Source organism: Caballeronia ptereochthonis (assembly GCF_001545075.1).
GTDB classification, from domain to species: Bacteria; Pseudomonadota; Gammaproteobacteria; order Burkholderiales; family Burkholderiaceae; genus Caballeronia; species Caballeronia ptereochthonis.
In genome coordinates, this window is the sequence record NZ_FCOB02000011.1 from 102979 (window position 1) to 123339 (window position 20361).

Sequence of the window (20361 nt, forward strand, 5' to 3'; positions counted from 1 at the left end):
AAGACGACGGTTCGTCAACCGGGCGCTCGATCTCCGGAATCGAGAAGATTGGCGGTGAAATCGCACGATTGTGCAGCGAGCCGGGCGACGGCCGCGCTCAGCGAATGAGCCTGATCGGCCCGATGCATCGCGATGTACCGCACGGGCGGAAGCGCGGGCCGCGTCTGCACCACGACGAGCGCGCGCCGCTCCAGCATACGCGAAAGGCACGCCTTCGGCAGATAGCTGACGCCGAGACCCGAGAGCGCCAGACCGATCTGCGCGATCAGGCTGTTACTCGCCAGGATCTTCTGCGGCGCCACGCCCTGCTCCTGCAAAAAGCGGCTGTATACGTACCCCGTGCCGGAGAGGCCGCCCTGCAGAATGAGCGGAAACTTCGCGACTTCCGTGAGCGGAATGGCGCTCTTGCGCGGCGCGAGACTGGCCGCGCACATCCACGCGTTGTCGACCTGGCCGACGGGCGTCGTCGCAAAGGATTCGACCTCGTGCGTTTGCGGAACGATGATCACGTCCATCGTCGCCGCCGCGAGCCGCTCGCGCAAGGTCGCGTTCAGATCCACTTCCGCCTCGACGTTGACCTTCGGGTACTCGGCCTGGATCGCCGCGATCAGGCGCGGCAGCCACGTGAGCGCCGTGAGCTCGGTCACGCCGATGCGAATCTGCCGCACGAGCGATGTCTTCGAGCTGATGCGCTCGACGATCCGGTCGCGCCGCTCCAGCAGCTCCTTCGCATATTCGAAGCATTCCGTGCCCTTCTCGGTGAGCCGGGCGCTGCGATTCGCCCGGTCGAACATCGAGATGCCGAACGCGCGTTCCAGTTCCTGCACGCGCTTGGAGACCGCCGACTGGGTCGTGTTCAGGCGCACCGCGGCGGCCTCGAAGGAGCCGAGCTGAACGATCCAGTACAGCGCTTCCATCTGCTTGAAAGTCAGCATTGGTGCCCGGGAAGCATGAATTAAAGCGATAGTTTCTCATAGAAAAAAATCGCTTTTTTTGCTTCTTTTGGCTGGATATGGTTTGACACCGAGCCTTGCGACGAGGCTCGACGTAGACGGCGCTCCCACGAGGGCGCACCCCGCCATCAATCGAGCCGCACCTGGAGAACGCATGGAATCCGTGATCGAAACACCTTCCGCCGAACGCGTGGAACCCAAGCCGCGCATCGGGCTCGCCTGGCAGATCCTGATCGGGCTCGTCATCGGCATTGCCGTGGGCGTCGTGCTGAACCGCTTTCCGCAGGCGCGCGAGACGGTGGTCGGAGGCTTTCTTCAACCCGCGGGCGAGATCTTCATCCGCCTCATCAAGATGGTCGTCGTGCCGATCGTGTTCACGAGCATGGTGATCGGCATCGCGGGCGTGGGCGACGGACGTGCGCTCGGTCGCATCGGCCTGAAGACGCTCATCTACTTCGAGGTCGTCACGACGATCGCCATCGTGCTGGGGCTCGTGCTCGGCAATGTGCTGCAGCCCGGCGTCGGCACGGACATGTCGCAACTCGGTCACACGGACATCTCGCGCTTCGCGCAGACGTCGCAGCAGACGCAGGGGCATCACGGCTTCATGTCCCTCCTGCTCGGCATCATTCCTGACAACATCATCTCGTCGATGGGACGCGGCGACCTGCTGCCCGTCATCTTCTTCGCGGTGCTGTTCGGGCTGGGCCTGCAGTCGGTGCCCGCGGAATACCGAAAGCCGGTGCTCGCGACGTTCAAGGGCATCGGCGACGCGATGTTCAAGGTCACCGGCATGGTGATGCGCTACGCGCCGATCGGCGTGTGCGCCCTGATCGCGGTGACGGTCGCGAGCTTCGGCTTCGGATCGCTGCTGCCGCTGGTCAAGCTCGTCGCGGTGACTTACCTCGCCATCGTCCTGTTCGCGGTGTTCGTGCTCGGCGTCACGGCGCGCCTCTTCGGCTTCAGGATTCTGACGCTGCTCAAGGTGATCAAGGACGAGCTGGTCATCGCGTTCTCCACGTGCAGTTCGGCCACCGTGCTGCCGCAACTGATGAAGAAGATGGAGGACTTCGGCGTGCCCAAGAGCATCGCCACCTTCGTGGTGCCGACGGGCTACACGTTCAATCTCGACGGCGCGTCGATCTATCTCGGCATCGGCACGTTGTTCGTCGCGCAGCTCTACGGCGTGCATCTCGGCTTGCAGGAGCAGGTGGTGCTGATCCTGACGATGGTCGTCACGTCCAAGGGCGCGGCAGGCGTGCCGGGATTCATGTTCGTGATCCTGCTGACGACGCTGGCGAGCGCCGGGCTGCCGCTCGAAGGGCTCGCGTTCATCGCGGGCGTGGACCGCATCATGGACATGGGACGCACCGCGCTGAACGTGGTGGGCAATGCGCTCGCGCCGCTCGTCATCGCGAAGTGGGAAGGGCAGTACGACGCGGAAAAAGGCAGGGCCTATCTCGCGTCGCTCGACGCCTGAGAGCCGATCAAGCAACACATCGAGGAGCAAGTCAGATGAGCAGCAAGCAAGGGCAGTTGTTTTCCGAATCCCTCATGGAGCAGCTCAAGCAACGTTTTCATTTCGTCGATCGCGACGTGGACGGACGCGAGCGTCTCTTCTTCGACAACGCGGGCGGATCGTTTCGGCTGAAGACCGCCACCGAAGCGTTCGCGAGCATCGATGCGCTGCCCGACTGCCCGGAGCGCATTCACGAACGCGCGCGCCACCTGCAGGACATTCAGGCGCGCGGCGAGGCCGATATTCGCCGCATCCTCAATGCGCGCGACGGCAGCGTCTATCTTTCGCTGACTGCATCCGCCGCGATGTTCGAGATGGTGCGCGCGGTGATGGAGAACGTGCCCGGCACGAACGCGGTGACGACGATTCTCGAGCACCCCTCGTCGTTCGACGCGATGAAGCTCTACAGCGAACGCACCGGCAAGACACTGCGAGTCGCGCCGAGCAACGCGCAGACGGGCGGCGTGGACGCCGACGCCATCGTCTCGCTGATCGACGAGAACACTGCGCTGCTGAGCGTGATGTATGCGTCGAACATATCGGGCGCGAAGCTCGACATCGCCGCGATCGTCGAAGCGGCGCGCGCGAAGAAGCCCGACCTGTTCATCATCGTCGATGCGGTTCAGCACGCGCCGCACGCAGTGATCGACTTGCAGAAGACGCCGGTCGACGGCATCAATTTCGCGCCGTACAAGTTCTTCGGTTGCCGCGGCTCGGGCGTTTCATGGCTGTCGGAGCGGCTCGCGGAATTGCCGCATCACCGGCTCGAGGCGAAAGAGAAGGGCGAGTGGGAATTGGGCAGTCCCGCGCCGGCGCAGTTCGGGGTCGTGAGCGCGATCGTCGATTACGTGGCGTGGATCGGCGCGCAGTTCAGCGATGCGGAGGATCGCCGGGAACGCTTCGTACAAGGCATGCAGCGGATCGAGAATCACGAGCGCGCGCTGCTCTCGATGCTGCTCGACGGCGTGGACGGGCAACGCGGGCTGAGAGCGATGGAAGGCGTGCAGGTGTACTGGGATCACCCGGATCTGGCGCAGCGCGATCTGATCGTCGGCATCGGCTTCGACGGTCTCGAACCGGCGGCCGCGGTGCGCGAGTATGAGCAGCGCGGCGTGATCGTGTACGAACGCATCGGAACGAGCCTCTATTCGGGACGCATGCTCCGGTCGTTCAAGCTGGACGGCGCGGTGCGGATCTCGCCGCTGCATTGCCACGCGCCGCGCGATATCGCACGCTTTCTTGCGGCGACGGAGAACGTGGCATCCGCAGGCCGACGAGGCGGCTGATCTCGAAACGCACGAAGGCCGGGTTCACTCTCTGAACCGGGCCTTGTTCATTGAACGCGCAGGCGCGGCTTAACGGGGATTGCTTGCAACGAAGCTCGTTCTTCAGGAGGCCATACGCGCCTTCGCCGGACGAAGCATCATCGCCGGCTCCGCCGCCGCATGCGGCGAGCAATACGCTCGCGGCGAGCGCAGCAGCGACAGAGATCGTTTTCGACACGGAGAACAAGCGGTCCGCCTTTACGGGCAGGCAATCTGCACGTCGTCGTTTTTGCTTTCGTATGAATTATTCGAAACGATTTAACGTTGCGCGGCAACCAGAAGCATCATGGGACGCTCGACTTCCTCGGCCAGCGCGGGCAAGGCGCGGACCTGTTCCCGCGTCGGTCCCCATTCGATCAGCCGCCTGAGCACGAGGCCGCAATCGATGAGCATGTTGACGAGCGTGCCCATCGTGCGATGCTGCTTGACCACGCCGTCCGCCAGCCAGTGTGTCACGCGTCGGCCTTCGTTCTGATAGCCGTCGAGCGGCCAGAATGTTCTGCCGTCGCCGTCCACGTCGAATGCGGGGCGGCGCGGCGCCATGAACACGGGATGCTCGATCGAGAACACGAAGCTGCCACCGGGCACGAGCGCGCGATGGACGGAGGCCATCAATGTCTGCAGGTTCTCGACGTAATGAAGCGCGAGCGAGCTGTAGATCAAGTCGAAGGCGCGTTCGGGCAAGTCGATCGTCTCCAGATCGGCGCGACGATACGTGATCGCAGGATGCGCATTCGACTGCGCCGCGCGCTCGAGCATCTTCGCGGCGACATCGACGCCCAGCACGCGCGCCGCGCCTTGCTCGGCGGCCCAACGGCAGAACCAGCCGTAGCCGCATCCCAGATCGAGCACCTTCAGCTTGCGTACATCCGGCAACAGCGCGCGCAGCGCGGGCCATTCCGGCGCGCCGTCGAGGCCGTGAACCGAGCGATTCAAACGGCTGTAGCCCTCGAAGAAGGCTTCGTCGTCGTAGATGTTCTGCGTCATGCGGTTGTCTCCGGCTGGAGGGGTATCTGAGATTTTTGCGCGTTTCAGGCACGATTTCGCTCACGCTGCTAGATTACTCGTGCAGCAGATTCGTTGATCGAGAGACTTCGATGACTGACAAAAACGCTCCCCCGCGCTCCGCTGTCCCTTCGTTGATCCTCATCGCGGCCATCGTCGTCGCGCTGGTCGCGGTCTTCGCCTACACGGCAGGCTGGCTTTCGCCCCAGCGCCTCACGCCCGCGAAGATCGTCGGCAGCCTCGCACCGCCCGGCGGCGCGGTGCCCGGCTTCAGGCGCAATCATGCGAAGGGCATCTGCTTCACCGGCGATTTCGAATCCAACGGCTCGGGCGCGATGCTCTCCAAAGCCAAAATGTTCGCGCCCGGTACCTATCCCGTCACGGGCCGCTTCAATCTGGCCACACCGGACCCGAAGGCATCGGATGCGACGGCGCGCGTGCGCGGCCTGAGCCTGCGCATCGTCATGCCGGACGGCAGCGAGTGGCGCTCGGCGATGATCGATGCACCGTTCTTCCCCGTCGCGACGCCGCAGGCTTTCTATGAACTGCAGCGCGCGCTCGCCAGCAAGGACGATCCCGAGTCGATGCAGAAGTTCTCTGCCGCGCATCCGGAGATCGCGGCGTTCGGCGCGTGGGCGGGCAGTGCGCCATGGACGGTTTCCTACGCCGAGGAGCGCTACAACAGTCTCAACAGCTTCATCTTCACGAATGCGGAAGGACAGGACCAGACCGTGCGCTGGTCCTTCATTCCGGCGGCCGGGCCCGACAACGTCAGCGCCGATGAACTGAAGAAGCGCGGCGCGAATTTTCTCGATGCCGACATCACGCAGCGCGTGCGGAGCGGACCGCAGCGCTGGGCGATGGTCGTCACCGTCGCCAATCCGGGCGACCCCACCGCCGATCCGAGCAAGGCCTGGCCGGAAGACCGCCGCACGGTCGAAGTGGGCACGCTCGTGGTCAAGGCCATCGAGCCCGAACCCGATGGACCATGCCGCGACCTCAACTTCGACCCCACCGTGCTTCCATCGGGCATGCACGTGTCCGACGATCCGTTCCCCGCCGCGCGTTCGGCCGCCTACTCGGTGTCGTTCAATCGACGCACGGCGGAGGACAAGTACTACCCGCACACGCCAGCGCAAGGAGCCCGGCCATGAACGCGATCAACGAGCGGTTCTCGCCGCTGCAACGCGCCCTGCACTGGATCATGGCCATATGCATCCTCGCGATGCTGTTTATTGGCGTCGGCATGGTGTCGACGATCAAGCCCGACTATCTGACGCTCGTGTCGATCCACAAGCCGCTCGGCGTCACGATACTCGTGCTGGCGCTGATTCGCCTCGTCGTGAGGATCACGCGCGGTGCGCCGCCGCTGCCTGCGAACATGCCCCAGCCGATGAAGCTCGCGGCTTATCTGTCGCACTATGCGTTCTACGCATTGATGATCGCGCTGCCGCTGCTCGGCTATGGCATGTTGTCGGCGGCCGACTACCCGGTCGTGCTGTGCGGCATGCGCCTGCCTTCGCTTCTGCCGCATAGCAATTCATTGCACACGTTGCTGTGGAATGCGCACCGGTTTCTTGCCTTGTGCTTCTTCGCGTTGATCGTCGTGCATCTGGCAGCGGCGCTGTTTCATGCGCTCGTCAGGCGCGACGGCGTTTTTCACGCCATGGCGCCGTGGAAATAGGCAAGGCGATTCAAGGCCGCCGTTGCTGCACGACTTGCGCGAGCGCCCGCACGCCCGGCTCGATCAGTTCCGCGCGAATCGCTGAAAAGCCCATGCGAAAGCATCGCTGACCATCGGCGGGATCGGCGAAGAACACGCTGCCGGGTTCGATCAGCACGCCGAGCGCCTGCGCGTCCTTCGCGAGGCGCGTGGCGTCGAGCCATGGCGGTCCTTCTACCCAGCAGGACGCGCCGCCCGTCACCTTCGATGCGCGCAGCTCCGGCAGATGCGTCGCGAGCGCGTCCATCAGCACTTCGGCGCGCTCCTTGTAGACGCGCCCCAGCTTGCGCAACAGCGTGTCATGGTGACCAAGCGCGAGGAAGGTGGCGAAGGCGCGCTGAATGTACGCTGCCGGATGCCGGATCATCAGCCGGCGCAGCGCGCGCAATTCGCGGATCAGCGTGCGCGGCGCGACGATATAACCCAGTCGCAAGCCGGGCGCGAGCGTCTTCGACAATGAGCCGATATACACGACGCGCTCCGCCGTATCGAGGCTCTTCAAAGCCGGATGCGGCGTGCCCGAAAACGTGTTCTCGCTTTCGTAGTCGTCCTCGATGACGATGAAATCGTGCTTTACCGACAGATCGAGCAGCTTGCGCCGCCGCTCGATCGGCATCGTCACCGTGGTCGGGCATTGATGGCTTGGCGTCACATACACGTAGTCGCAGGACGACATCACGCTTTCGTCGTCGATGACCGCGCCTTCGTCATCGACATTCAGCGGCACAATCTGCGCGTTGTGATGCTGGAAGATGTTGCGCGCATCCGGATAGCCGGGGTTCTCCATGCCGACATTCGTCTGCGGACCGCACATCAGATCGGCGATCAGATACAGCGCCTGCTGGCAGCCGTTCGTCACGACGATTTCTTCGGGCATGGCGAACACGCCGCGGCGCGGCAGCACGCGCGTGCGGATCTGCTCGACGAGCGACTCGTCGTCGCGCTCGATGAGATCGGGTGCCCAGTTGCGTATCTCCATGACCGAGAGGCCGTGCATGCAGCTCTCGCGCCAGTCGCTCGTGGGAAAGAGCTCGGTATCGAATTGCCCGTAGATGAACGGATACTCGTAGCTCTGCCAGTTGGGCGGCTTGACGATGTTGCGCTGATTCGAAGGCGCGTGCTTGATGCGCGCGCTCCAGTCGGGATGGTCTTGCTGCGTCGGAACGGCGGGCGCGTCGCTCACGCCCGCCGCGGTAAAGCCGCGCTGCAATTCCTCGGTTGCCGGATTGACGAAATGGCCGCTGCGTTCGCGCGACACGAGATAGCCTTCCTCGACCAGTTGCTGATACGCGAGCACCACCGTATTACGCGACACGTTCAGCTGATCCGCGAGCTCGCGGCTCGAAGGCAGCGCGGTGTCGGGCGCGATATGGCCGCTCAGGATCGCGTTGACGATCATCTGGCGGATCTGGTTCTGCAAGCTCATCCCCGAGACCCGCGAGCGCTCGAAGAGCTGCGCCCAAAGCGTGGCAGTTGGGCGGGTCGGCATTGCATGTCTCCTGCGAAAGTATGGGTGATCTCAAGATATTACGTGCGGCCTGCACGCGTGGCCAGTGCGATAAAAAACCGCCGCGCCGGACGTCCGGCGCGGCGGCTCCCGGTTCTTCGTGCGGATACGGCGGTCAACTCGCGCCGCCTACGGAAAACGCGGGCGAACGGCGCTGCCGCAATCCGACCCACGCGGCTGACAGCGCGCTGATGATGCCCGCGGCAAGGCAATACCCCGCGATCATCCACGGATCGCCGCCGTTGCGCTGCAAAAGCCAGGTCGCGATGATCGGGCTGATGCCGCTCGCGAAGATGCCCGAGAACTGATACACGAACGAGATGCCCGAGTAGCGCACTTTCGCGTCGAAGAGCTCGGAGAAGAGGGCGGCCTCCGGCCCGTAGACCGACGCATACACTACGCCGAGCGGAATCACCACCGCGAGCCACGCGAGCATCGTGTTGCCGCCACTGTTCTTCATCAGCCAAAAGCCGAAGAAGGCCGAGAGCCCGGTCGCGAGCGAGCCCCAGAAGTAGATGCGCGCACGGCCGACGCGATCCGAAAGGCGCCCGAAGAACGGAATCGTGAAGATCATCACGAACGCGGCGACCATGACGCCCAGCAGCGCATCGGTGCGTTGCAGATGCAGCGTGCCCGTCAGATACGAAATCGAGAACACGCCGAACACGTTGAAGAACACACCGTCGATGAAGCGTGCGCCCATGCCCGCGATCGTGTTGCCTGGATACTTCACGAGCACGTCGACGATCGGCATGCGCGCCTCGCTGCCCGTCTTCCGGATGCGCGCGAACTCCGGCGTCTCCATCACGTTCAGGCGGATATACATGCCGATTGCGACGAGCGCGAACGACAGGAAGAACGCGACGCGCCAGCCCCACGCGAGGAACTGCGCATCGGTGAGGGTGAGCGACAGAGCCGCGACCACGCCCGACGACAGGCACAGCCCGAGCGCGAGACCGATCTGCGGAATGCTCGCGTAGTAGCCGCGCTTGTTCGCGGGCGCGTATTCGAACGCCATCAGCACCGCGCCGCCCCATTCGCCGCCGAGCCCGATGCCCTGCAGCACGCGCAGGAACAGCAGCAGCGACGGTGCCCAGATGCCGATCTGCGCGTAGGTGGGCACCATGCCGATCAATACGGTCGCCACGCCCATGATGGTGAGTGTCATCACGAGCATGCTCTTTCTGCCGATGCGATCACCGAAGTGGCCGAAGATCACGCCGCCGAGCGGCCGGCTCAGGAAGCCGACGGCGAAGGTGCCGTAGGCGAGCATCGTCGAGATGAGCGGATCGCTGCTCGGGAAATACAGCTTGTTGAAGACGATGCCGGCGACCACGCCGTATAGAAAGAAGTCGTACCACTCGATCGTCGCGCCAATCAAACTGGCGACGACGACTTTCCTCATCTGCTTGCCATCGGTTCCGGGCAGTGCGTTCATGGTTGTCTCCGTATGTCTCGGTCTGTGTGTGAGACTTGTGTTCAGTCTCTTTGCCCTGCATGGGCCATGCGCTTTTTCAAAACGGCTCCGGGTACCTCTTCCACGCGCGTGACGTGCTGATAGCGCTGGTCTTCGAGGATCATGTCGGCGGCCTTCTCGGCGATCATGATGACGGGCGCATTCGTATTGCCCGACACCAGCTCCGGCATGATCGACGCATCGACCACGCGCAGGCGTCCGATGCCGCGCACCTTCAGGCGTTCGTCGACGACCGCGAGCGCATCGCCGCCCATCTTGCACGTGCCCGCCGGGTGATAGATCGACTGGCTGAACTTGCGCGCGACTTCGAGCAGATCGGCATCGGTTCGATATTCGGGCCCGGGAATGAATTCCGACACGATGTGCTTCGCGAGCGACGGCGCGGCGGCGATGCGGCGCGCCACCTTGATGCCGCCGATCACGACAGGGTGATCGCGTTCGTCGGACAAGTAGTTTGCGTGAATCGCCGGGTATTGCAGCGGATCGTTCGAGCGGATCTCGACGCTGCCGCGGCTGTGCGGGCGCAGCTGGCACACCGACGACGTGAACGCCGAGAACGGATGCGCGCCGTGGCCGGGCTTGTCGGCGGAAAGCGGTTGCATGTGAAACTGGATGTCGGGGCGCGTGACTTCCGGCGACGAGCGCGTGAAGATCACGACTTGGCTTGCCGCGAGCGTCAGCGGTCCCGTACGCGAGATCGCATATTGCAGGCCGATGAGCGCTTTCTTGAGCGGATTGTTGATCTCGTCGTTCAGCGTCCGTTCGCGCGTCTTGAAGACGAGCCGCACTTGCAGATGATCCTGCAGGTTCCGGCCGACGCCGGGCAGTTCGTGCCTCACTTGCACGCCCGCGTTGCTGAGCACGTCGGACGGGCCGACGCCCGAATTCTGCAGAATCTGCGGCGATCCGATCGCACCCGCCGCGAGGATCACTTCGACGCGCGCGCGAACCGTCTTCACCGTGCCTTCATGCATGTATTCGATGCCGACGGCTTCCTTGCCGCTGAGGAGCACCTTGCGCGTCTGCGCACGCGTCTGCACGATCAGATTGCGGCGGTCGCGCACGGGCTTGAGAAAGCCCTTCGCCGTGCTCCAGCGCAGGCCCTTGTAGGCCGTCTGTTGAAAATAGCCGACGCCTTCCTGCGTCGCGCCGTTGTAGTCCTCGTTGAACGGAATTCCGGTTTCCTGCGCCGCCGCGATGAAGTGTTCGGCGATGGGGCGGCGCAGGCGCAGGTCCGACACCTTGAGCGGACCGCCGGCGCCGTGATATTCGCTAGCGCCGTGCTCCTGATCTTCCGACTTCCTGAAGTAGGGCAGTACCTCCTTGAAAGCCCATCCGGCATTCCCGAGTTCGGCCCAGCGATCGTAGTCCTCGTGCTGGCCGCGCACGTAGAGCAGTCCGTTGAGCGAACTGGAGCCGCCCAGCACCTTGCCGCGCGGCCAGTCGATGCTGCGTCCGGCGACCGCATCGTCGGGCTCGGTGCGGTAGCACCAGTCGAGCCTGGGGTCGTGCATCGTCTTGAAGTAACCGACGGGGATATGGATCCACGGGCTCGCATCGGGTCCGCCCGCTTCGAGCAGCAGCACCGTATTGGACGGATCGGCGCTCAGGCGGTTGGCGAGCACGCAGCCTGCCGAGCCCGCACCGACGATGACGTAATCGACTTCCTGCTGCATGAGACTTGTCTCCTGGATTCTTCTTCTGGAACGAATCGTTCCGCCTGTCTTTCGTTCAATGTGAAAGAAGCGGCCAAGGAAGCCAAGAGAAAAGCGCGGAAGCTCGCGAAAATGAAACGGAAAATGCGAAATCCGATTCAGAAGTGGAAGGCCTGTTCGGGTTGTTCCGGACGCCGCGTCATATGATTCGACATCCGAATGAAATATGCTGCGATGCGTCAGAAAGTCGCCGCGAGTTCGGCTGCCGCATGCTGAAGACGCGGTACGAAAGTCAGCGCGCGCGACAGCGCCATGCGCGACACCGGCCCGTGAACGGCGATTGCCGCGATGCACCTGCCGCGCGGGTCGAGCACCGGCACGGCCACGCAGGCGATGCCCAGCACGAATTCCTCGTTGTCGACGGCGATGCCCTTGTGGGCGATGCGATCCAGCTCGCCTTCGAGCAGACTGGGGTCGGCGAGCGTGTTGGGCGTGAAGCGTTCGAGCCGCATCGCGCGGATCAGCGCCGCTCGTTCGTCGCGCGGCATCATCGCGAGAAGCAGCTTGCCGCTCGCGCTGCAATGCGCGGGCACGTGCGAGCCGGGTTCGAGCTCGAGCCGCAACGCCCACGGCGATTCGCAGCGGTCGAGATAGAGCACCTGCGTGTCGTGCAGCATGCTCAGATTGCAGGTCTCGCCGAGATCGGCGACGAGGTGCTCCAGAATCGCATGGCGCTGGCGGCGCGCGCCGCTGTGCATCATCACGTCGACGCCGAGGCGCTCCAGCCGCGGGCCGATGACGTAGGCGTTCTTCTGGCCCGGCTCGCGCGCGACGAAGCCGCCCGCTTCGAGCGATTGCAGCATCCGGTGCAGCGAGGCCTTCGGCTGCTCGATGATGCTCGCGAGATCCGCAAGCGAGAGCGCGCCCTTCGCCGCGACCAGATGTTCGAGCACGCTGAAGGCGCGCAGCGTGGGCGTATCGCTGCGTGTGGACGAGGCGCTTTCGCTGAGCGGCGCGCTTTCCGCCGGTTCAGGCTGGACGAGCGCTCCGGTTTCGACTCGCGTATCCATGATGCGGCTCACGCCACCTGATGCCGCGCCGCCTGCGCCTGCACGCAGGTCACGGCGATCACGTGGTAGATGTCGTCGGCGCTGCAGCCGCGCGACAGATCGTTGGCGGGCTTCGCGAGCCCCTGCAGCAGCGGCCCGATGGCTTTCGCGCCGCCGATGCGCTCGGCGAGCTTGTAGCCGATGTTGCCCGCTTCGAGGCTCGGGAAGATCAGCGTGTTCGCGTGTCCTTCGATCTGGGAATGATGAACCTTGCGCATCGCGATTTCGGCGACGATCGCGGCATCGAGCTGCACGTCGCCGTCGATGGCGAGGCCCGGGCGCGCCTCCTTCACGCGCCGCGTCGCGTCGATCACCTTGTCGACGGCCGCATGATGAGCGCTGCCGCTCGTGGAAAACGACAGCATCGCGACCCGTGGGTCTTCCATCAGCAGGCTGCGCGCGCTGTCGGCGGCGGCCATCGCGATTTCGGCGAGCTGCTCGGAATTCGGCTCGACGACGAGCGCGCAGTCGGAAAAGATCAGGCCGCCTTTCATCGTATGAAAGGGCTCGCACAGCATCATCAGGAAGAAGCTCGACACGAGCTTGAACGACGGGCGCACGCCGATGATCTGGATCGCGTTGCGCACGACGTCGGCAGTGGTATTGACCGCGCCGGAAACCGAGCCGTCGGCTTCGCCCAGCCGCACCATCAGATTGGCGAAGCAAAGCGGGTGGAGCACGGCGGCGCGCGCCTCGTCGGGCGTCATGCCTTTCTTTTCGCGCAGTGCGAAGAGCTCCTCGGCGAAGCGCTGCGCGAGCGGTGATTGGGAAGGATCGATCAGTTCGATGCCTTCGAGGTCGATGCCCGCGCCATCCGCGACCTGATACGCACGCGCTCGCGCACCGACGAGCACGATGTGCGCGATGCCTTCCCGGTGTGCGCGCTGCGCGGCCTGAAGCACGCGCGCGTCTTCGGCTTCGGAGAGGACGATGCGCATCGGCAGGTCGCGAGCCTGATCGATGATGCGATGCATGGCTTTCATGGCGGGCTCACTGTGGTCGGAGAGAAAACGCCGCCCCGGGCGAACGGGGCGGCGCGACGGCTGGGCTCAGACGTAGTCCTTGTACTTGTCGAGCATGCGCACGGGCTTCGAGAGCGCGTCACGGCGGAACGGATCGCCGAGTTCGCGCGTGCACATGATCTCGATGATGGTCGTCTTGCCGTGATTCATCTGCAGATCGATGGCCTTCTTCAGCGCCGGGCCCACATCCTCCAGCTTGTCGACGACGATGCCTTCCGCGCCCATCGCCTTCGCGATCGCGGCGAAGCTCTGGTTGTCGAGCTCGCCGGCGACGAAGCGGCGGTTGTAGAAGTCCACCTGGTTCTTCTTCTCCGCGCCCCATTGCCGGTTATGGAACACGACAGCCGTCACCGGAATGTTGTGGCGCACGCACGTCATGGTTTCCATCAGGCTCATGCCCCAGGCGCCGTCGCCCGCATACGACACGGCCGGACGATGCGGCGCCGCCACCTTCGCGCCGATGATCGTCGGGAACGCGTAGCCGCAATTGCCCCAGCTCATCGCCGCGAAGAAGCTGCGCGGCTTGTTGAAGCGCAGGTAGCTGTTGGCCACCGAGTTGATGTTGCCGATGTCGGTCGAGACCATCACGTCTTCCGGCATGGCCTTTTCCAGCTCGCGCAGCACCTGGCGCGGATGCAGATACTGTCCGCCGCTGAACGGCTTCTCGTTCTTCTGCTCCTCGATCATGTCGAGGCTGTACGGATCGCGCTCGTGGGTCCATTCGTCGAGTTCCTTCTCCCACGCGGCCTTTTCCGCGGCGATGGTCTTCGCGCGGGCGTCCTTCGTCGCGTCGCAGTCGAGCTTGCGATCCGCGAGGCGTTGCGTGAGCGCGATGGCGCTCGCCTTCGCATCGCCGCAGATGCCGACGGAGATCTTCTTCACGAGGCCGAGCATCTTGTGGTCCGCGTCGATCTGGATGACCTTCGCTTCCTTCGGCCAGTAGTCGAGGCCGTGTTGCGGCAGCGTGCCGAACGGTCCGAGACGCGAGCCGAGCGCGATCACGACATCGGCCTGGCTCAGGAGCTTCATCGCCGCCTTCGAGCCCTGATAGCCGAGCGGGCCGCACCAGAGCGGATGGTTCGCGGGGAACGAGTCGTTATGCAGATAGCTGTTGACGACCGGCGCGCCGAGACGCTCGGCGAGCGCCTTGCATTCCTCGATGGCATCGGACATCACCACGCCGCCGCCCGAGATGATGACGGGGAATTTCGCTTCGGCGAGCAGATCGGCCGCTTCGTTCAGGCTTTGGTCGCCGCCCGGGCCGCGGTCGAGGCGCTGCGGCTTCGGAATCTCGACCTTGACCTGGCCGTAGAAGTAGTCGCGCGGAATGTTCAGTTGCGTCGGGCCCATTTCCGACATCGCGCGATCGAAGCAGCGCGCCGTGAACTCGGCCATGCGCGCCGGATGCGTGACGTGGCCCTGATACTTGGTGAATTCCTGGAACATCGGCAGTTGCTTCGCTTCCTGGAAGCCGCCGAGGCCGATACCCGTCGTGCCCGCTTCGGGCGTGACGATCACGACCGGGCTGTGCGCCCAGTAAGCGGCCGCGATGGACGTCACGCAGTTGCTGATGCCCGGGCCGTTCTGGCCGATCACGACGCCGTGACGGCCCGACACGCGCGAATAGCCATCGGCCATGTGACCGGCGCCCTGCTCGTGCACGACCGGAATCAGACGGATGCCGGCAGGCGCGAAGATGTCCATCGCGTCCATGAACGCCGAACCCATGATGCCGAACATCTCGGTCACGCCATTGGCGGCGAGCGTTTCGACGAATGCTTCCGATGGGGTCATCGCCTGCGGACCGCTCGGGGTCGCCCCGGCGTCGGTCTTGGAAGGACGGGCTTGGTCGTGCTCGCTCATGAGATGTCTCCAGAAAAAACGGAACGATCAGTTCCGGAATATGTATCGTGAAGACATCGTAGGACGTCGCGATTTCGCAGTCAACCTGTTTTTCAAATAAATGGAATGTTTTGTCTCTAAAAAATTCGGAATTTCAGGGCGTGACCGGGAAGAATCTCCGCGAGGGCCCGTGTGATGGGCGTCCGCGGGAAATGCCGGTGGAAATGGGCGCTAGCGCGCCGACTGACGATCCCGCGCCATGAGCGTCAGACCATCGGATGCGTCGGTGAGCGTCGCGAGCTTCACGGCGGTATCGCGCAGCTGCGGCACGGCCTTGAGCAGATCGTTGAGGTTCGCGCGCGCGGTCGGCGCGTGCGCGGCGAGGCACGCGAGCACGCGCCCGGTCGCGGCATCGGCGATGGGCACCGCGACCGCCACCATGCCGAGCACGAATTCCTCGTTGTCGATGCCGATGCCGCGCGCGGCGAGCCGGTCGAGCTCGGCTTCGAGCAGCGCCTGATCGGTCAGCGTGCGATGGGTCTTTCTCGTGAGCGTGAGGCGACCGAGAATCTGGCGGCGCTCGGCGAGGGGCATCTGCGAGAGAAACAGCTTGCCGCTCGCGGTGCAATGCAGCGGCACGCGCATGCCGGCCTGCATGTGCAAACGCAGCGGCTCGGCGGTCTCGACGCGCTCGATATAGAGAACGGTATCGCCGTCGAGCGCGGTGAGGTTGCAGCTTTCGCCGATCACGTCGACGAGCGAGCGCAGAATCGAGCGGCATGCGCGGGTAAACGAGCTGTTGGCAAGCGTGGCCAGCGCGAGCTGCGCGGCGCGCGGGCCGAGCGCGATGCCGCGGTCGGTGCCGCGCGAGTCCGGCATGTGCGCGACATAGCCTTGCTCCTCGAGCGAATCGATGAGGCGCAACAGCGTCGCCTTGGGAATGCGCACTCGCGCGGCAAGCTGGGACAGCGTGTAAGCGTGCCCGGCCGCGGCGAGCTGTTCGAGCACGGCGAGCGGACGAAGCGTCCGCGCTTCATCGCGGGTGTGGCCGGCGGGATCGAGGTGAGTGACGTCGCGCATGAACCGGAAACGGAACGAATGGTTTCGGATTAGGGCTACTTTAACCCGAAATTCGCCCTCCTAGCTGGATTTTCCGGAACACGTGGTTGCAATTTTTGCTCGATAAGGAGGCGAATTCAGAAAGTCTTCCTGAGCTCCTCCGCAGCTTCCTTCAGGCGCGGCACCATCTCCAGCGCGCGCGACAGCGGCGAGCGCGACACCGGCGCGTGGACCGCGATCGCCGCGATGCATGCCCCGCTCGAATCGACGATCGGCGCCGCCGCGCACACGATGCCCTGCACGAACTCCTCGTTGTCGATTGCGATACCCTTCTTCGCGATGCGGTCCAGTTCCGCTTCGAGCATTTCGGTATCGGTGATCGTGTTGGCGGTGAAGCGCTCCAGCTTCATCGAGCGCACGAGCACATTGCGCTCCTCGCGCGGCAGCATCGCGAGCAGCAGCTTGCCGCTCGCGCTGCACCAGACGGGCACGTGCGAGCCCGGCTTCAGGTCCAGTCGCAGCGGCCACGGGGCTTCCACGCGGTCCAGATACAGCACTTCGTTCTCGTGCAGCATCGTGAGATTGCAGGTCTCGCCGAGATCGGAGACGAGCCGCGTGAGGATCGCGTGACGCAACCGGCGCGCGCCCGCGTGCGTCATCACGTTGAGGCCCAGTTGCGCGAGGCGCGGGCCGACGACATAAGCGTTCTTGTCGCCCGGCTCGCGGATCACGAGGCCGCCCGCCTCGAGCGACGCCAGCATGCGGTGCAGCGAAGGCTTCGGCATGCCCATGTCCTCGGCCATGTCGGTCAGCGACACGGGATTTCCCGCCTGCACGAGATACTCCAGCAGCGCGAAGGCTCGCAGCGTGGGCGTGTCGGGCTTGTCCATCGGCGTTTTTCCATTTGAATTCGTTCGACATTATTGTAAATGAGGTGCCGAACATCGCCCGATAGGCCGAATGTCTATAAATAAACGAAATGAATTGTTCCGGAAAAATATAGACGCTATGATGGAGCCTCAGCAACGGGAGACGAAGCATGATGCGCGACACCTGGATGGACGAGCCGGACCGGAAAGTGTCCGTACGCACGCTGTTTGGCATCGACTCGGATTTGCAGGTGCCGGCGTTCGGCACGCGCGATCCGCACGTTCCGGAAATCGACGAGGCGTACCGCTTCAATCCCGAGGTCACGCTGGCGATTCTCGCGGGCTTTGCGTTCAACCGGCGCGTGCTGGTGCAGGGGCTGCACGGCACCGGCAAGTCCACGCATATCGAACAGGTGGCGGCGCGCCTCAACTGGCCGTGCATGCGCGTGAATCTCGACGGCCACGTGAGCCGGCTCGATCTCGTCGGCAAGGACGCGATCGTCGTGCGGGACGATGTCCAGGTCACCGAGTTTCAGGAAGGCATCGTGCCGTGGGCCTTGCAGCGGCCTGTCGCGCTCGTGTTCGACGAATACGATGCGGGCCGCCCTGACGTGATGTTCGTGATTCAGCGCATTCTCGAGCGCGAGGGCAGCTTCACGCTGCTCGACCAGAACCGCGTGATCCAGCCGCACCGCTTCTTTCGCCTGTTCGCGACCACGAACACGATCGGCCTCGGCAATCTGAACGGCATGTATCACGGCACGCAGATGCTGAATCACGCGCAGATCGACCGCTGGAACGTGGTCGCGACACTCAATTATCTGTCTCGCGAGGAAGAGGCGCGCATCGTGCTCGCGCGCGTGCCGCGGCTCGATCACGAGGAAGGTCGCGCGCTCGTCGATTCGATGGTGAGCATGGCGGGACTCACGCGGCGCGGGTTCCAGGCCGGCGATCTTTCCACGCTGATGTCGCCGCGCACCGTCATTAGCTGGGCGGAGAACTGCGAGGTCTTCCACGATGTGAAGCTCGCCCTGCGTCTCACTTTCCTGAACAAGTGCGACGAGGCGGAACGGCCGATCGTCGCGGAATATTTTCAGCGCGCGTTCGGCGAGGAACTGGAGACGCCGTCGCAGTGGCACGACGAGTCCGCGAAATGAGCGGCTCGCGCGAACTCGCGCGGCGCGACGCGCTGTGCGCCGCAACGGTGCGCGCGCTGACGGGCGATGGTGCGCTCCACTATCGGGGCGGCAGGCTGTATCGCCACCTGCGGCCGGTGCCGCTGCATGCGCCGCATTTGCGCCGCGACGCCAGGGACGACGAGGACGTTGCTGCGACGCGCGGCGCGGCGGATGCGTCCGCGCTGCGCATTGCGCTTTCCGATGCGGCGGTGCATCAGGCGCTCGCGCCGGAAGAACCGGTCGAGCGTCTGATCTTCGACATGCTGGAACAGTTGCGCTGCGAAGCGCTCGTGCCTGCCGGCATGGAAGGCGTAAGGGATAACGTCCGGCATCGCTTCGATGCGTGGTCGCTCACGTGCTACGAAGCGGGGCTGCTCGACAGCGACATCGGTCTGTTGATTTACACGGTCGCGCAGATGGCCGCGTCGCGTCTGTCCGGGCGCGCCGTGCTCGAAGAAACCGAGGGGCTCATCGAGGCGACGCGCGCTGCGCTCGCGCCGTCGCTCGGCGTGGCGCTCGCGGGTTTGCGGCGGCACTGCGGCGATCAGCGCGCGTATGCGGATCACGCGCTGGATATCGCGCGACGCATTGGTGCGATGGTGCGCGACGTGCGGCACGCGTTCGTCGAAAGCAATGCTTCAAGCGACGATGACAAGGAGGAAGCCGCACGGGCGATGCTCGGCACCTGGTTCGACATCGACGACGAGGAGGGCGAAGCCGAACGCCTCGCGCTGGCCGCGAGTGGGGAGAGCAGCGCGCGCGAGGCATCGGGTGAGGGCTATCGCATCTTCACTACGCGCCATGACAAGACCATTCGCCCGGCGACGCTGATTCGCGCTGCGCTGTTGCGCGAATACCGCGAGCGTCTCGACGATCTGATCGCCGCGCGGCACATCAACGTGCCGCGCCTCGCGCGGATGCTGCAGGCGTCGATTGCGGTGCCGCAGCGCGATGGCTGGTCGTTCGGCGAGGAAGAGGGGCGCATCGACGGGCGGCGTCTGGCGCAACTGGTCGCATCGCCGGGCGAGCGGCGCTTGTTCAGGCGCGAACGCGAACGGCCGAACGCGGATTGCGCGGTCAGCTTTCTGATCGACTGTTCCGGGTCGATGAAGGCGAGCATCGAACCGGTCGCGGTGATGATCGACGTGCTCGTACGTGCGCTGGGCATGGCCGGTGTGGCGACCGAAGTGCTCGGCTTCACGACGGGTGCATGGAACGGCGGGCGCGCGAAGCTAGACTGGTTGGCGTTGGGCAGGCCGCGCCATCCGGGGCGGCTCAACGAAGCGTGCCACATGATCTTCAAGGAAGGCGATGCAAGCTGGCGTGCGGCGCGCGGCGATATCGCGGCGCTGTTCAAGGCTGATCTGTTCCGCGAGGGCATCGATGGGGAGGCGGTGGAGTGGGCCTGCTCGAGGCTGGTCGCGCGTGGTGAAGCGCGACGCATTCTTGTCGTGATCTCGGATGGAAGTCCGATGGATAGCGCGACTGCGCAGGCGAATGATTCCTGCTATCTCGATCAGCATTTGCGTGAAGTCGTGGAGCGGTATGATGCTGCGCGGGTGGTGGAAGTGCTTGGGCTCGGCGTCGGGCTCGATCTTAGTCCGTACTATCGGCATCACTTTGCCGTTGATTTATCCGTGGCGCCGGATATGACTTTGTTTGCGAAGCTCGCGGGGTGGGTGGGGGAGCGGCGGCGTAGTGGGGGCTAGGTTTTGTTTGGTCGCTTGCTTGTTCTTCCGTGGAATCCTGAATTCTTAGTGGTCTATTAGTGTTGCCCCTGTGCGGGGCGGCAGTCACTTTCTTTGCTGCTGCAAAGAAAGTAACCAAAGAAAGCAGCTTTGGGCCGGAGTGCTTGAGGCGGACTCGTCGTCATCGGTCCGAGTGGCCCAGCCCCTAAGTGTCGCCCTCAAAGGACCAACGCGCCGTGGCTCGCGCACGGTCTGCCAAATCGCACCACAAAACTGACTGGTTCAGCACCCAAGAGCACGGGCCGCTGCGCGGCCGAAGGGGAAATCGGGTGTGCGCCCGCGTTCTTACTAACGCTTCCATCTCTCCGCTTCTGCCTAACGGCGGTTTCCCTTGCAGACCCTGCGGCAGCGCGTAGCGCTGTGCCGGAAC

16 protein-coding genes are annotated in these 20361 nt (G+C 64.3%); 6 read left to right on the forward strand and 10 right to left on the reverse strand.

The features are described 5' to 3' along the window. Nucleotides 1-14 precede the first annotated feature (14 nt). Complete coding sequence (locus tag AWB83_RS13685; protein WP_087046093.1) at nt 15-935, reverse strand: LysR family transcriptional regulator; 921 nt, start codon at nt 933-935, stop codon at nt 15-17. A gap of 172 nt (nt 936-1107) precedes the next feature. Between AWB83_RS13685 and AWB83_RS13690 the strand changes: the two genes are divergently transcribed. Continuing rightward, on the forward strand, nt 1108-2433 hold the full coding sequence (locus tag AWB83_RS13690; RefSeq protein ID WP_087046094.1) for a cation:dicarboxylate symporter family transporter: 1326 nt from the start codon (nt 1108-1110) through the stop codon (nt 2431-2433). Between the two features lie 35 nt (nt 2434-2468). Further along, nucleotides 2469-3758, forward strand: a complete 1290-nt coding sequence (locus tag AWB83_RS13695; protein WP_087046095.1) for an aminotransferase class V-fold PLP-dependent enzyme — start codon at nt 2469-2471, stop codon at nt 3756-3758. 297 nt (nt 3759-4055) lie between these two features. Here the strand turns inward: AWB83_RS13695 and AWB83_RS13705 are convergent, their stop codons facing one another. Continuing rightward, nucleotides 4056-4784 (reverse strand): class I SAM-dependent methyltransferase, encoded by a 729-nt coding sequence (locus AWB83_RS13705; protein ID WP_087046097.1) that lies wholly within the window; start codon nt 4782-4784, stop codon nt 4056-4058. A gap of 110 nt (nt 4785-4894) precedes the next feature. Here AWB83_RS13705 and AWB83_RS13710 point away from each other — a divergent pair, with 110 nt between their 5' ends. Next, nucleotides 4895-5956 (forward strand): catalase family peroxidase, encoded by a 1062-nt coding sequence (locus AWB83_RS13710; protein ID WP_087046098.1) that lies wholly within the window; start codon nt 4895-4897, stop codon nt 5954-5956. Further along, on the forward strand, nt 5953-6486 hold the full coding sequence (locus AWB83_RS13715) for a cytochrome b (RefSeq protein WP_087046099.1): 534 nt from the start codon (nt 5953-5955) through the stop codon (nt 6484-6486). The genes AWB83_RS13710 and AWB83_RS13715 overlap by 4 nt, the downstream gene beginning before the upstream one ends. A 10-nt stretch (nt 6487-6496) precedes the next feature. On the opposite strand, the gene pdxR is transcribed toward AWB83_RS13715, so the two are convergent. The 8 genes from pdxR to AWB83_RS13755 all read right to left on the reverse strand — a co-directional run bounded on the left by pdxR (nt 6497) and on the right by AWB83_RS13755 (nt 17086). Then, nucleotides 6497-8014 (reverse strand): MocR-like pyridoxine biosynthesis transcription factor PdxR, encoded by a 1518-nt coding sequence (gene pdxR / locus AWB83_RS13720; protein WP_087046100.1) that lies wholly within the window; start codon nt 8012-8014, stop codon nt 6497-6499. 133 nt (nt 8015-8147) lie between these two features. After that, a complete protein-coding gene (locus tag AWB83_RS13725; RefSeq protein WP_087046101.1) occupies nt 8148-9470 on the reverse strand; it encodes an MFS transporter in 1323 nt (440 codons plus the stop codon). A 41-nt stretch (nt 9471-9511) separates the two neighbouring features. Then, on the reverse strand, nt 9512-11185 hold the full coding sequence (locus AWB83_RS13730; protein WP_087046102.1) for a GMC family oxidoreductase: 1674 nt from the start codon (nt 11183-11185) through the stop codon (nt 9512-9514). Nucleotides 11186-11403: 218 nt separating this feature from the next. Continuing rightward, entirely contained in the window at nt 11404-12234 is an 831-nt protein-coding gene (locus tag AWB83_RS13735; RefSeq protein ID WP_087046103.1) for an IclR family transcriptional regulator, read from the reverse strand. An 8-nt stretch (nt 12235-12242) separates the two neighbouring features. Beyond that, nucleotides 12243-13256 (reverse strand): phosphate acetyltransferase, encoded by a 1014-nt coding sequence (gene pta, locus AWB83_RS13740; protein ID WP_087046104.1) that lies wholly within the window; start codon nt 13254-13256, stop codon nt 12243-12245. 66 nt (nt 13257-13322) lie between these two features. Continuing rightward, nucleotides 13323-15158, reverse strand: a complete 1836-nt coding sequence (gene xsc / locus AWB83_RS13745) for a sulfoacetaldehyde acetyltransferase (RefSeq protein WP_087046105.1) — start codon at nt 15156-15158, stop codon at nt 13323-13325. A 210-nt stretch (nt 15159-15368) separates the two neighbouring features. Further along, the gene (locus AWB83_RS13750) at nt 15369-16217 is read right to left on the reverse strand and encodes an IclR family transcriptional regulator (protein WP_087046106.1); all 849 of its coding nucleotides are present in this window, start codon (nt 16215-16217) and stop codon (nt 15369-15371) included. Between the two features lie 116 nt (nt 16218-16333). Further along, a complete protein-coding gene (locus AWB83_RS13755) occupies nt 16334-17086 on the reverse strand; it encodes an IclR family transcriptional regulator (protein ID WP_087046107.1) in 753 nt (250 codons plus the stop codon). Nucleotides 17087-17235: 149 nt separating this feature from the next. Between AWB83_RS13755 and AWB83_RS13760 the strand changes: the two genes are divergently transcribed. After that, the gene (locus AWB83_RS13760; RefSeq protein ID WP_208636752.1) at nt 17236-18222 is read left to right on the forward strand and encodes an AAA family ATPase; all 987 of its coding nucleotides are present in this window, start codon (nt 17236-17238) and stop codon (nt 18220-18222) included. Beyond that, nucleotides 18219-19952, forward strand: a complete 1734-nt coding sequence (locus tag AWB83_RS13765; protein ID WP_087046108.1) for a cobaltochelatase CobT-related protein — start codon at nt 18219-18221, stop codon at nt 19950-19952. The genes AWB83_RS13760 and AWB83_RS13765 overlap by 4 nt, the downstream gene beginning before the upstream one ends. Nucleotides 19953-20361: the final 409 nt, after the last annotated feature.

What these genes read in the sequence shown, in the direction of transcription:
- AWB83_RS13730 (WP_087046102.1), bottom strand. Translation starts at nt 11,185, where the DNA reads ATGCAGCAGGAAGTCGATTACGTCATCGTCGGTGCGGGCTCGGCAGGC.
- AWB83_RS13760 (WP_208636752.1), top strand. Translation starts at nt 17,236, where the DNA reads ATGATGCGCGACACCTGGATGGACGAGCCGGACCGGAAAGTGTCCGTA.
- AWB83_RS13765 (WP_087046108.1), top strand. Translation starts at nt 18,219, where the DNA reads ATGAGCGGCTCGCGCGAACTCGCGCGGCGCGACGCGCTGTGCGCCGCA.
- AWB83_RS13690 (WP_087046094.1), top strand. Translation starts at nt 1,108, where the DNA reads ATGGAATCCGTGATCGAAACACCTTCCGCCGAACGCGTGGAACCCAAG.
- AWB83_RS13705 (WP_087046097.1), bottom strand. Translation starts at nt 4,784, where the DNA reads ATGACGCAGAACATCTACGACGACGAAGCCTTCTTCGAGGGCTACAGC.
- pta (WP_087046104.1), bottom strand. Translation starts at nt 13,256, where the DNA reads ATGAAAGCCATGCATCGCATCATCGATCAGGCTCGCGACCTGCCGATG.
- xsc (WP_087046105.1), bottom strand. Translation starts at nt 15,158, where the DNA reads ATGAGCGAGCACGACCAAGCCCGTCCTTCCAAGACCGACGCCGGGGCG.
- AWB83_RS13710 (WP_087046098.1), top strand. Translation starts at nt 4,895, where the DNA reads ATGACTGACAAAAACGCTCCCCCGCGCTCCGCTGTCCCTTCGTTGATC.
- AWB83_RS13725 (WP_087046101.1), bottom strand. Translation starts at nt 9,470, where the DNA reads ATGAACGCACTGCCCGGAACCGATGGCAAGCAGATGAGGAAAGTCGTC.
- pdxR (WP_087046100.1), bottom strand. Translation starts at nt 8,014, where the DNA reads ATGCCGACCCGCCCAACTGCCACGCTTTGGGCGCAGCTCTTCGAGCGC.
- AWB83_RS13715 (WP_087046099.1), top strand. Translation starts at nt 5,953, where the DNA reads ATGAACGCGATCAACGAGCGGTTCTCGCCGCTGCAACGCGCCCTGCAC.
- AWB83_RS13750 (WP_087046106.1), bottom strand. Translation starts at nt 16,217, where the DNA reads ATGCGCGACGTCACTCACCTCGATCCCGCCGGCCACACCCGCGATGAA.
- AWB83_RS13735 (WP_087046103.1), bottom strand. Translation starts at nt 12,234, where the DNA reads ATGGATACGCGAGTCGAAACCGGAGCGCTCGTCCAGCCTGAACCGGCG.
- AWB83_RS13695 (WP_087046095.1), top strand. Translation starts at nt 2,469, where the DNA reads ATGAGCAGCAAGCAAGGGCAGTTGTTTTCCGAATCCCTCATGGAGCAG.
- AWB83_RS13685 (WP_087046093.1), bottom strand. Translation starts at nt 935, where the DNA reads ATGCTGACTTTCAAGCAGATGGAAGCGCTGTACTGGATCGTTCAGCTC.
- AWB83_RS13755 (WP_087046107.1), bottom strand. Translation starts at nt 17,086, where the DNA reads ATGGACAAGCCCGACACGCCCACGCTGCGAGCCTTCGCGCTGCTGGAG.